The sequence below is a fragment of the Aestuariimicrobium ganziense genome (assembly GCF_015352975.1).
Classification (GTDB): domain Bacteria; phylum Actinomycetota; class Actinomycetes; order Propionibacteriales; family Propionibacteriaceae; genus Aestuariimicrobium; species Aestuariimicrobium ganziense.
This window is the reverse complement of record NZ_JACYIZ010000003.1, coordinates 322720-334232: the sequence shown is the minus strand read 5'-3', so window position 1 is coordinate 334232 and position 11513 is coordinate 322720. Positions and strand designations below refer to the sequence as shown.

The following is an 11513-nucleotide window of genomic DNA, read 5'->3' as shown; positions in this document are numbered from 1 at the left end:
GGGCCATGCCCTTCCTGCCCGATTGGTCAGTGTGACAGGCCGGATGCCTCGGCGTCCACGTCGGCCTGCAGTACCACCTCGTCCAGCCCGGCCGGACGCAGGGTCACCTGCACCGCGCCGGCCCCCCGGGCGTACACCACGAGCCTGCCCTCGTGGCTGCGGCGGCTGGTGGATCGGTAGGGGGTGGTGTCGGTGAGCTCACCGTTGTCGATGCCCAGGAGTGTGCCGCCGTCCACCTCGACCGCGACCTCCACGTCACCGCCGGCCGGACGTCCCGACCCATCGATCAGCTGACACTCGACCTGGACGACGTGGTCGTCACCGAGCACGGCGACCAGATGGTCGGCGAACTCCTGGGGAAGGCGCCAAATCTCGGCCGCCAGCTCCACCGGCACGCCCGGCCGGGACAGCTCGTCGGTGTGCTCGCGCTCGCCGCGACGCCCCCGCGCCACCAGCGCGTCGGTCGCCGCCGGAAGTGTCCCCACCCAGTGGCCCACGTTGTCGTCGAAGGCCAGCTCGACCGCAGCGCCATCGGCCGACAGTGTCACGTCCGACAGGTTGCTGAAGACCGCCACCTCGAGGTCTGCGTCGCCGTCCCAGGCACGCAGCCACGGCCGCCAGCGGTCGGCGGGTTCGCCGGGCTGCAGCGCGGGTCGTACCGCAACGCGGACGACCGGCTCGTCGGCCCACCAGCTGCGGCGCAGGTGGAAGCGTTCCTTGGCGAAGCCTGCCGTGGTCAGCAGCCCTGCCCCGGAACCGTGGCTCGGCCAGCCGACGGTCTCACCGAGGAAGTCGATCCCGGTCCACAGGAACTGCCCGCCGACGTGCTCGGCATCGGCCACCGCTCGCCACGCCTCGTAGCTGTGGGAGTTCTCGCTGCCCAGCAGCGGGTGATCGGGGAACCGCTCGTGGTCGGCCGGGTAGAGCTGCTCCTTGTAGTTGTAGCCGATCAGGTCGAGGCGATCGAGCAGACCGGTGACGCTGCTGAGCTCGGGAAAAGCCGCGGCCAAGGTGACCGCACGCGTCGTGTCGTGGCGACGGACGATGTCGATCAGGCGGTGCGAGATGGTGGTCAACCGCCGCACGTCTGGCCGATTCGGGTCATAGATCCGCTCAGCCGAGGGCTTGTTGGCGTCGTTGTTGCCGGTCATCTGGTCGAACAGCGGACTGGCGTAGGGGTCGTTGGGGTAGTCGACCTCGTTGCCGATGCTCCAGGCCACGATCGAGGGGTGGTGTCGGTGGGCCAGCACCATCGCGGTCAGATCGGCCTCGTGCCACTGGGGGAAGTGGGTGGCGTACCCCTCGTGCTTGGGTGGGTAGACGTTGTGGCCCTGCCACCACTTGTTCTTGGGGTTCTCCCACTCGTCGAAGGCCTCGTCGATCACGTAGAAGCCCAGCAGGTCACACAGGGTGTACAGCTCCGGCGCATGGGGGTTGTGCGCCATCCGCAGCCCGTTGCACCCGGCCTGTTTCAGGGTGAGCAGCCTGCGTGCCCACACCGACCAAGGCACCGCGACGCCCAACGGACCGGCGTCCTCGTGCACGCAGACGCCCTTGAGCACCCTCGGTTGCCCGTTGATCAGGAAGCCCCGATCGGGGTCGAAGGTGAAGGTTCTGATGCCGACGAGTTGTTCGTGACGGCTGGGCTCCAAGCCCTCGACCTCGAGCACGGTCACCCAGCGGTGCAGCGCGGGACTGTCGTCCGACCAGAGTGCGGGGTGCTGGAGTTCGGCCACAGTGCGCACGGTCTCACTGCCACCCGCCCCGATCTCGACCGAGGTGGTGCTGCGGTGCAGCACCTCGCCGGTCAGGGTCCGCAGTTCCTGGGCCACCTCGACCCGGCGGTCATCCCCGCCATGGTTGACCACGGTGTGCTCGAGTTCGACCTCGGCCCGCTCGGCGTCGCAGGCCAGCGTGGTGAAGACAGAGCCCTGTCGCCGCAACGACACCTCGTCGTACACCTCCAGGTCGACCCGCCGGGTCAGCCCGGAGCCGTTGTACCACCGGGAATCGGCGATCTCGGTGCGATCGACCCTGACCGCGATCACCAGGTCGTCGTCGGGGGCATAGCCGATGAACTCGGTGAGGTCGAAGCTGAACTCGGCATGGCCCGAGGCCCGCCCGCCGAGGTGGTAGCCGTTCACCCAGACGTCGGCGTTCTTGTAGACCCCATGGAAGACCAGCACGACCTGCTGACCGGGCTTCAGGTCGAGTTCACGCAGCGAGCAGTGCGCCCTGTACCAGCCGATCCCCCCAGGCAGGTATCCGGTGCCGCTGGAGCACTCCGGGTCGAAGTCGTGCTCCACCGACCAGTCGTGCGGGACGCTGACCTGACGGAAACCGCTCTCGTCATGGTTCTTGCGCCAGGCCCCGGAGTCGTCACCGAGCAGGAAGGCCCAGGTGTCGACGGTCGAGCTGCGCATGGGTGGCTCCTCGTGAGTAGAAGGGCTGCGGACGCCTCAGTCGGCGCCGTAGCGGCGAAAGACCCGGGCAAAGACGGTGGCATTGGCGAAGGCGACCCCGGCGAAGCCGAAGAGCAACCAGACCACGCCCCACCCGACCACGATCGGGTAGAACACCGTCACCACGACCGGGAGCAGGGTGGTGATCAGCACGCTGAGTGCTGAGATCGGATGGCGAGCAGACATCCGCCGGGAGTTGTTGAGTACCTCGACCACACTGTTCTCGAAGGTGGCCTGGTAGGGGAAGACGAAGATCAGGGTGGCCAGCACTCGCATGGCCACCAGGATGACGATCGCCAGCAGCACGATCCTGACCAGGACCGACACCCGCAGGTTCTCGGCGACCACCCACCAGGCGTACACGACCAGGAGGAGGCCCGCCGATGAGAAGCCCAGCGCGATGCCTTGCTTCAGGTTCGCGCGAAACGAGGTGAGATAGGTGGCCGAGACCGACTCGTACCGGTCACTGACCAGCTTGAGGGCGGTGTCGTTGAGAGCTGTGAGCGAGGCGCCCAGGGTGACGATCGGCAGTGAGGTGACGATGAACAGGGCATTGAGGATCATCAGGTCGGCCAGCTTCGCCCCGAAGCGGGCGACCGGGGAGTACGGACTGAAGAAGCTGCTCACGTCTGCCTCGATGGATTGATGGTGGCTGAGAGCGGTGGGGCAGGCCCGCGGTCGGCGGGCCTGCCCCAACGCCTCAGCCCAGGATCACTTGAGGCCCTTTTCCTTGGCCCAGGTGTCCATGTCGGTCTGCAGCGCAGTCTTGACATCGTCGTAGCCAGCCTGCTTGAGCTCGGCCCGCATGTCGGTGATCGCCTTCTCGGGATCGGCGAACTTGCCGTACTGCAGCTGGGGGATGTACTTGGACAGTACTGACCCCATGGACGCGAGGCTGGAGTTGATGGCGTCCTTGTTGAGCACCAGCGTCGAGTAGGGGTAGTCGGTCGACATTCCCTCCAGCTCCTTGAACCACTCGTCCCTCTTGGGGGGAGTGGTCTCGTCGGGGATCTCGAGGTTGTCCATGCGGCCGCCCCAGAAGTTGGCGCCGAGTCCGTCCTTCGACGGGTCCCAGCCCTCCGGACGTGCACGCTTGCCATCCTTGAGGATGTAGTCGGAGCCCTCAATGCCGTAGTTGATCAGGTGGTAGCACTCCTCGTCGTTGCGGATGAGCTCGTAGACCTTGAGCGCCCGCGCGGGGTTCTTCGAGTTGGCCGAGACCGCCATCGCACCGTGGGTCTTGATGTCGCGGAAGATGTTCTTGTTCTCCTGGCCGAACCAGTACATCTTGGGGTCCGAGCCCTTCTGACGCTGGTTCATGGTCGTCCACACGCCCAGGAAGGTCTGCGTGTGGTGCTGGTCAGCACCTGACAGACCGCTGAAGAACAGCTCGCGGGTGTCGCCGTCGTAGCCGATGGCGTCCTGGCGCCAGACCCCGATGTCGTTCCACTCCTTGGCGTTCTTCGCAGCGGCGACGAGCTCGTCCGACTCCATGTACCAGGAGCCGACGGTGTAGGGATCAGCCTTGGTGGTCTGGAACGGGTAGTAGTTGCCGGCGCTGACCTGCTGGATCGTCTGCCCGTCGGTGTGCGCCTGCAACCAGCCGGTGAGCGCGGTCTCATTCGCACCCGCGACATCCCAGGGGAACGCCTTCTTCTGGTTCTCCTTGACCCACCTGAAGTAGGTGGTGAGCTCCTCGAACTTGGTGATCGTCCCGTCAGGGATACCCGCCGACTTCGCCCAGTCGCCACGGTAGAAGTAGCCGTGGTTGGTCCACTGGGTGTAGTTGTCCTCCGGGATGAAGTAGATCTTGCCGTCGGGGAGCTTGCACTCCTCCCAGGTCCCCTTGCCGTTCACCTGCTCCCAGGTCTTGGGGGCATTGGCCTTGAGGATCTCCTCGTCCAAGGCGTAGAAGGCGCCCTTCTGCGCGTTCTCCCACCCGAACAGCCAGTCGGTGGCGGTCGTGATCAGGTCGATCTTCGAGTCGCCCGAGAGCAGCTGCACGTTGTACTGGGTCTGCCAGTCGGCCCACTCGACGTAGAAGAGCTCGAGCTTGGCATTGACCTTGGCGGTGAGAATCTCGTTGAGCTTGGTCAGCATCTTCTCGAGCCGGCCGTTGGTGGGCTTGTCGCCCAGCACCAGCATGGTGATGGTGGCGGCCTGCGAGGTGTCGTCGGACGAGGGCGTCGACCCGTTGTCACGGTTGCAGGCAGACAGGCCTGCGGCAGCGGCGACGGCGGCGGCCGAGCCGAGGATGGCTCGGCGCGACAGGGTGAGGTTGAACATTGCGCGGTTTCCTTCTCCTTGTGGTGGGCGGGTCAGGGCGTCAGCCCTTGACGGCACCGACGGTGATGCCGCTGACGAAGTACTTCTGGACGAACGGGTAGACCAGGACGATGGGGCCGGTGGCCACGACGGCACTGGCCATCTTCAGGGTGTTGCTGGGCAGGTTGGTGATGGTCACGTTGTCGCCAGCGACCGAGTTCCTCAGTGCGTTGGCGGTGTTGATGATGTTGTAGAGGTAGTACTGCAGTGGTTTGAACTCGACCGTGCTGCCCAGGTAGAGCGACGACAGGTACCACTCGTTCCAGTAACCCAGGGCCAGGAACAGCCCGATCGTGGCCAGGGCCGGCTTGAGCATCGGCAACACCAACTGGGCGAAGATCCTGAAGTCACCGGCGCCGTCGATCTTTCCGGACTCGACCACCTCGTAGGGCACCGAGCGGCAGAAGTTCTTCATCAGGATGATCAGCCACGGCGACAGCAGCAGTTGCAGGAAGACAGCCAGGTAGCTGCCGCGCAGCCCGAGGGTTCGGGCCACCCACAGGTAGGTCGGCGCCAGACCGGCCGAGAACAGCGTGGTGAAGTAGATGAAGAACGAGATCTGGTTGCGCAGGGGGAAGTCCTTGCGCTGCAGGGCGAAGCCGGTCATGGCCGTGATCGCCAGTCCGACCGCGACGCCGAGCACGGTCATGGTGATGGTGACCGCGTAGGAGCCGATGATCTGGCGGGGCGAGCGGAAGATCAGCTCGTAGGCCGCCGTCGAGAAGCCCCGCGGCAACAGGCTGAAGCCATGCTCCATGATCTGCGACTCCTCCGAGAACGAGGCAGACACGATGAGCACGAAGGGCAGCGCGCAGAACAGTGCGAACAGGGTGACGGTCACGTACGAGACGGATCGGAGCACGACCTCACTGCTGTCGAGCTTGAGCTTGCGGGGCTTGTCCAAGGTTGCTGTGGTCACGAGTCAACTCCTCAGAACAGGGCGTAGTCGGGGTTGATCCGGCGGACGATCCAGTTGACCGTCATGACCAGGACGAATCCGAACAGGGACTGGTAGAGACCCACCGCGGTGGAGGTCGTGAAGTTGTTCTGCGAGACGAGCATCCGGTAGACCGAGGTCTCGATGATGTCGGTGGTCTGGTAGAGCTGCGCATTGTTGCCGACCAGGTTCCAGAAGAGGCCGAAGTTGCCGCGCATGATGCCACCCAGGGCGAACAGCAGCAGGATGATGAAGGTCGGCTTCAGGCTCGGGAGGATGATGTAGCGGATGCGCTGCCAGGCCGAGGCCCCGTCGATCGCCGCCGCCTCGAACATCGAGTCGTCGAGGCCCATGATCGCGGCGAAGTAGACGATCGACCCGTAGCCGGTGCTCTGCCACAGGTGGGCGATGATGATGATGAAGGGCCACAGCCCCGCCATGCTGTAGATCTTGAGCGGGTTGCCGCCGGTCTCGAGGATCAGGGCGTTCACCGCACCGGTGTCGTAGTTCAGCAGGTTGAACGCGATGACGCCGATCAGCACCACCGAGACGAAGTAGGGCAGGAACATCAGCGCTTGGCTGACCTTCTTGAAGTACTTGGAGCGAATCTCGTTGAGCATGATCGCCAGACCGATCTGCAGCACGTTGCCGATCACGATGAAGGCCAGGTTGTAGAGGACCGTGTTCTTGGTCAGCAGCCACAGCTGTCCCGACTTGATCAGGAACTCGAAGTTCTTCATCCCCACGAAGGGGCTGCCGAAGATTCCGTCGCGGTAGTTGAAGTTGGTGAAGGCGATGTAGGCCCCTGGCATCGGGCCGTAGGCGAACACCAGGAAGAAGACGATGGCCGGCAGGCACATCAGCAGCAGCATCTTGCTGTGCGACACGCCCTTCCAGAACGAGGCGTACCCCTTGGCGCGTGACGGTCGGGTCACGGCGGGCGCTTCGACTGCGCGCTCGGTGGACTGCATTCCCACAGGCGTAGGTCCTCCCTGTCCGAGACGGGGCCGGAACGACGAGGCGACATCGGTGACACCTCACGGCCGCGGCGGCCGAGGCCACCCCGGGACGAGCACCGTTGCCTCGTCCGGTGACAGGAGGCTACGAACCAGCGCATGAGTTCGTCAAGAGGTTCTACTAAGGGTAATTATAACGGTTGGGTAACGCCCATTCGCCGGCGTCGCCCTCCGAGGGAGTCAGAATCAGGCTGCTCGCATGGTGGCCACCAGCCGCTCAAGCCCATCGACGTCGACCACAGCGATGGTCAGGTCCGTGCCCCAGACGCTGGTCAGCATCGGATCGGCCAGGGGGACGACCTGGAGCCGCACAGTGCCACCTGACAAGGAGATGAGCAGCTGGCGGCCGGCATGGGTGGCACGGATCGTCCGCTCGGCGTCAAGGGTGACCTCACCGGCCAGGACGTAGGCGACCTGCGACGCCACGCCGGGCGAGAGCCTCCACTGGTCGTCGACGACGACGGCCCCTGCCCCACGATCGAGCGAGACCCCGCGGACCCACCGGGAGCCGGGTGGCAGGTCATGGGCACCACTCAGGTCGAGGACCACCTCAGCCCCGTGCGGGCCATGGTCAACGGCGAGCAGCTCTGCCCGTCGGTCGGCGCCGGCCCGCTGGGGCAGCCCATGTGGACGAGGCACACTGTGGGCGTCGCTGGTGAGCACCCAGGTGTCGTAGCGGTCGTCCCCGAACATCCCCAAGGTGTAGGTCGGCCGCCCCGGGTCGACCACCACCGGGATCCCGTCAACGGCCACGATCAGGCTGCCGAGGTCGTTGTGGTTGTGGTTCTCGGCGTTGTGACCTCCCTTGACCGCGACCGTCAACCCCGAGCACGAGCCGGGCTGCTGGCGCGCGACCAGCACCTGAACCGAGGGGAACCAGACGCTCCCCGGGTGGCTCGCCTGCCCCGACGGATCGTTGGCCCAGTCCCGGTCCTGCAGGCTGGCCAGGAGTCGCCCCAGACCACGATCGTCGGAGGGCACTCCGCGTCGCCGCTGGGACAGGGCGAAGGCGGTGGCGTCCTGGTCACCCACCAGGCGCGCCGCAGCGAACAGGGCGTGCCACGGGTCGTGGGCCGGGTCACGCCGAGCCTGGGCATCAGAGAACGAGATCGTCCACTCCCCGCCCAGATGCATGTGATGAGGGAAGGCCACGCTGGCGCGCAGACCCACCGCACCGTCGACCAGACTGGCAGTGCCACGGCTCGCATGGGCGACCAGTCCCGCGGCCTCCAGCGCCCGGCAGGCGCCATTCCACCAGTAGCCGGACCCCTCGTCGATCGCACCGTCATCGGGCAGGCAGTTGGCGTAGCGACGCAGTCCGGCGAGGCAACGCCGCACAAGTTCCGAGCGTTGGTCAGGCTCGGCGAACACCAGGGCCGCGACCAGGACGTTGCCGTGGATCCACGCCGTCCAGTTGTGCGCGTCGCCGTGCAGGCCCAACCAGTGCCAGTCCTGGCGCTCCAGCATCGGGGTCAGCACCCGGCGCCGGACTTCGAGACGGACGCGGTCACGCAGTCCGGGCAGTCGCTGATCGAGGTCGGCGCCCAGCAGGCGGTCGAGCCAGGCCAGTTGCGCGGCGACTTCGCCAGCGCCCAGGTCGAGACAAGGGGATTCGACATCGGGCAGCACGGCTCCGGTGCGGCTGTGGGTCTCGTCGTGGGCCGGCCAGCACCATGAACTCTGCTCGCACAGCGCCCAGACCCCGTCACCGACGTCGTCGATGAAGCGCTGCTCGGCGGTCACCGCGGCGGCCACGGCCGCATCGGTCAGACGTCGCTCCCGGGCCCAGAGCACCTGCTCGTAGCTGTCCCTGTCCCGGTCGCGGTGGATCCGTGCCCAGCCGCTGGCCGGCAGGGTTGGCCAAGGCGACTCCAGTGCCTGCCGCGCTCGCTCAACCACCGCCCGGGCCGCCTCCGGGTCCGGGAGACCCTCCCCCCACGCGTGCCGATCGGTGGCCGCGGGGATGGGCCACGCCGGATCGTCCCACCACTGCGTCACCATGCAGCTCACCCTAGGCGGCGCACTCCCTCGCTCATCGCGGGTCGGCCGAGGACGACCACACAGGCTCAGGCGGCGGGCTGCTGCTCCGCGCGCTGGGTGATGCGGTCGGCCAGGGCGCGACCGGCGGTACGCAGGTCGTCGGCGTAAGGCGCGATCATGGCGGCCGGGTCGGCGACCAGACCGTTCTCACCGGGAGCGTGGTCTGCGTAGGGCATCAGCACCGGCTCACCGACCAGGTCGGCCTTCACGTTGCCCAGGATGGTGGCCAGCATCGGGGCGGAACGTCGTCCCCCACCGAAGCCGTAGCCGACGACCGCGGTCGGCTTGGCGGCCCACTCGGCGAACAGTGAGTCGATCGCGTTCTTGGCCGCAGCGGTGAAGCCGCCGTTGTACTCCGGCGTGAGCCAGACCATCGCGTCGGAGGCGTTGACGATCTCGGACCATGCCCGGGTGTGGTCGCGCTGGTAGTCGCCCATGGCGGGCAGCTTCGGCTCGTCCAGCAGCGGCAGCGCGAGCTCGCGCAGGTCGACGACCTTGACGATGGCGCCCGAACCCTCGGCGAGGTGGGGCACGACCTGCTCGGCGATGGCGGCGCCATTGCGCACGGGCCGGGTGCCGGGCCCAGTCGGTAGGCTGCCCACCGAACCGAAACGAGCCACCGTGACCACCTCCACCTCGTCCAGCACGAGCCTGCGCGGCGCACTGCGCACGATCTGGGCGACCCCCTTCCTGCGCGGGGCGCTGGTGTCGATGGTGCTGGTCGGTGTCAGTGGATCGGTGATGGCCCCACAGTTGGGGCTGTTCCTCACCCAGACCCTCGGCGCCTCGCTGCCGGTGGCCGGGATGTACTTCCTGACCAACATCACCGCACCGGTGCTGGGCTGGCTGATGGGCTCGGTCTCCGACCGCGACGGACGACGGCTGCGCGCCTTCCGGCTGGCCAGCCTGCTCACCGCCGCCGGCTGGCTGGTGACCGCCTCGGCCACCGCGGTGTGGGTGCCGTTCGTCTCGGCCAGCCTGCTGCTCGGCTTCAGCGGAGCCGTCGGGGGGCAGCTGTTCGCCGCGGTGCGCGAGCGGCTGGCCACCCGCCCCAGTGTGGAGATCGCGCCGACCATGGCGGTCATCCGGATGGGGATGACCGGTGGTTGGATCATCGGCCCGATGCTGGGTGCCCTGCTCGCCCAGGCGATCAACCTGCGGATGGTGCTGGTGCTGGCCGCCTTGGGGTCGCTGCTGCAGATGCTGCCGCTGCTGCGGCACCACGACCGGGACGAGTCGCCCGCCACCCCCGCTGAAGCCGCCGAGCCCACCGAACCCGCGCAGCAGACCACCGCTGCCGCGGCGACCGCAGCGGTCGCCCACCAAGGACGCGAGGGCGCGGCTCCGCTGCTGGTCTTCACCCTGCTCTGCGTGCTGGCGCTGACCGGCAACGCGATGAAGTACGCCTACCTACCGATCTTCATGGACACCGAACTGGGCACCTCGGCGGCCACCTTCGGTGCCGTGATCGGCACCCAGCAGACCGTCGAGTTCCTGATGATGCCGGTGTTCGCGCTGCTGGCCAACCGGTTCGGCAGCCTGACCGTCCTGGTCGGTGGGGCACTGGCCGGAGTGGCCGCCAACCTGCTGTTCGCGACGGCCACCTCGGTGTGGCCGCTGTTCCTGGGTCAAGCCTTGGTCGGGGTGATGTGGGCCACCATCGCTGCGCTGGGCATCGTGGTGGCGCAACGGCTGTGGAGCCAGCGTCTGGCGACCGCGTCGAGTGTGTTCATGTCGGCCAGTTCTGTCGCCTCGGCCGCCGGCGGGTTGACCGCCGGGCTGGCGGTCGGTTCGCTGGGCCTGCCCGGGGTGTTCTGGGTGCCGACGGTGCTGTGCCTCGTCTCGGCGGTCGGGCTCGCGGTGATGCGCCGCACCCACCCCGGCGAGTGAGGTCTCGAAACCTCAGCGCTCTGCGAGCAGGCGCACGGTCGTCCGCACCAGGTCGACGGGCAACTCGCGATCGTGCCGGAAGCGCAGCGTTCCGCGTCCCGCCACGTACCCAGCGATCGCCTCGCGGTAGGCCTCGTCCCCCTCGGGGATCGGGTGGATCGAGCAGTGCCGCGCGTAGCCGCCGAGGTGGACGATGCTGCGTCCGGCGACCTTGAAGGTGGGGATCGCGTGGGCGATGGTCTCGTCGGCGCCGGGCAACTCGTCGCGGACGAGCGCGATCAACTGCTCGAGCCGAGGCTGAGCTGCGTCCGGCACACCGGCCAGGTAGGCCTCGGTGCTCACACCAGCCGCCGCAGGGCGTCGCAGGCACCGCGCACGTAGCGCTCGACGACGGCGCGCTCGTCCTCGGTGAACTGGGCGTCCAACTCGGCCATCCGCAGCAGCATCGGCATCAGGTGGCCCAGCACCTCGGCGCGCCCCGATTCCGAGATCACCACGACGGTGCGCCGGCCGTCCTGACGGTGAGGCAGCCGCTCGGCATGCCCGCGGGAGACCAAGCGGTCGACAATGCCCGAGGCCGCCGCCGAGGTGACCCCGAGTTCGCGGCTGAGCGCGACCGGACCGTGGGGTTCCTGCGAGAGCAACTCCAGGGTGGCCAGCTCGCTGGCGCTCAGTCCGGCCCGGCGGGCGATCGCGGGATTGACCTTGGCGATGAGCTGGGCGAACTCGCGCATCGCCTCGACCGACCCGGTCGACTCCCAACCGTCGACCCACGCGAGGTGATCAGGGGGCTGAGTGGACATGAACCCCGACACCTCCGTAGATTGCTCACCAACTTAGTCA

At 67.4% G+C, this 11513-nt stretch carries 10 protein-coding genes; 1 reads left to right on the top strand and 9 read right to left on the bottom strand.

Annotated features, from left to right (window positions below):
- Positions 1-26: 26 nt before the first annotated feature.
- The 7 genes from IE660_RS07560 to IE660_RS07530 form a co-directional block, all read right to left on the bottom strand.
- Positions 27-2423 carry a glycoside hydrolase family 2 TIM barrel-domain containing protein gene (locus tag IE660_RS07560; protein ID WP_203567720.1) on the bottom strand — a complete coding sequence of 799 codons (2397 nt, stop codon included), beginning with the start codon at positions 2421-2423 and terminating at the stop codon, positions 27-29.
- A gap of 36 nt (positions 2424-2459) precedes the next feature.
- Positions 2460-3089, bottom strand: a complete 630-nt coding sequence (locus IE660_RS07555) for a YesL family protein (RefSeq protein ID WP_203567719.1) — start codon at positions 3087-3089, stop codon at positions 2460-2462.
- An 84-nt stretch (positions 3090-3173) separates the two neighbouring features.
- Complete coding sequence (locus IE660_RS07550; RefSeq protein WP_203567718.1) at positions 3174-4748, bottom strand: DUF3502 domain-containing protein; 1575 nt, start codon at positions 4746-4748, stop codon at positions 3174-3176.
- A gap of 40 nt (positions 4749-4788) precedes the next feature.
- A complete protein-coding gene (locus tag IE660_RS07545; RefSeq protein WP_203567717.1) occupies positions 4789-5706 on the bottom strand; it encodes a carbohydrate ABC transporter permease in 918 nt (305 codons plus the stop codon).
- Between the two features lie 11 nt (positions 5707-5717).
- Positions 5718-6659 (bottom strand): ABC transporter permease, encoded by a 942-nt coding sequence (locus IE660_RS07540; protein ID WP_203567716.1) that lies wholly within the window; start codon positions 6657-6659, stop codon positions 5718-5720.
- Between the two features lie 267 nt (positions 6660-6926).
- Positions 6927-8741, bottom strand: coding sequence for a heparinase II/III domain-containing protein (locus IE660_RS07535; protein ID WP_203567715.1), 1815 nt, complete (start codon positions 8739-8741; stop codon positions 6927-6929).
- Between the two features lie 65 nt (positions 8742-8806).
- On the bottom strand, positions 8807-9400 hold the full coding sequence (locus IE660_RS07530; protein ID WP_203567714.1) for an NADPH-dependent FMN reductase: 594 nt from the start codon (positions 9398-9400) through the stop codon (positions 8807-8809).
- 1 nt (position 9401) lies between these two features.
- On the opposite strand from IE660_RS07530, the gene IE660_RS07525 reads away from it, so the two are divergent.
- The gene (locus IE660_RS07525; protein ID WP_203567713.1) at positions 9402-10670 is read left to right on the top strand and encodes an MFS transporter; all 1269 of its coding nucleotides are present in this window, start codon (positions 9402-9404) and stop codon (positions 10668-10670) included.
- A 12-nt stretch (positions 10671-10682) separates the two neighbouring features.
- Here IE660_RS07525 and IE660_RS07520 read toward each other — a convergent pair whose 3' ends face one another.
- Together IE660_RS07520 and IE660_RS07515 are read right to left on the bottom strand one after the other, a co-directional pair.
- Positions 10683-11012 (bottom strand): iron chaperone, encoded by a 330-nt coding sequence (locus IE660_RS07520; protein ID WP_203567712.1) that lies wholly within the window; start codon positions 11010-11012, stop codon positions 10683-10685.
- Entirely contained in the window at positions 11009-11473 is a 465-nt protein-coding gene (locus tag IE660_RS07515) for a MarR family winged helix-turn-helix transcriptional regulator (RefSeq protein WP_203567711.1), read from the bottom strand. Before IE660_RS07515 ends, IE660_RS07520 begins: the two co-directional genes overlap by 4 nt.
- Positions 11474-11513: the final 40 nt, after the last annotated feature.

Coding starts and splice junctions, on each gene's coding strand:
- IE660_RS07515 (WP_203567711.1), bottom strand. CDS start 11,473: ATGTCCACTCAGCCCCCTGATCACCTCGCGTGGGTCGACGGTTGGGAG.
- IE660_RS07535 (WP_203567715.1), bottom strand. CDS start 8,741: ATGGTGACGCAGTGGTGGGACGATCCGGCGTGGCCCATCCCCGCGGCC.
- IE660_RS07560 (WP_203567720.1), bottom strand. CDS start 2,423: ATGCGCAGCTCGACCGTCGACACCTGGGCCTTCCTGCTCGGTGACGAC.
- IE660_RS07550 (WP_203567718.1), bottom strand. CDS start 4,748: ATGTTCAACCTCACCCTGTCGCGCCGAGCCATCCTCGGCTCGGCCGCC.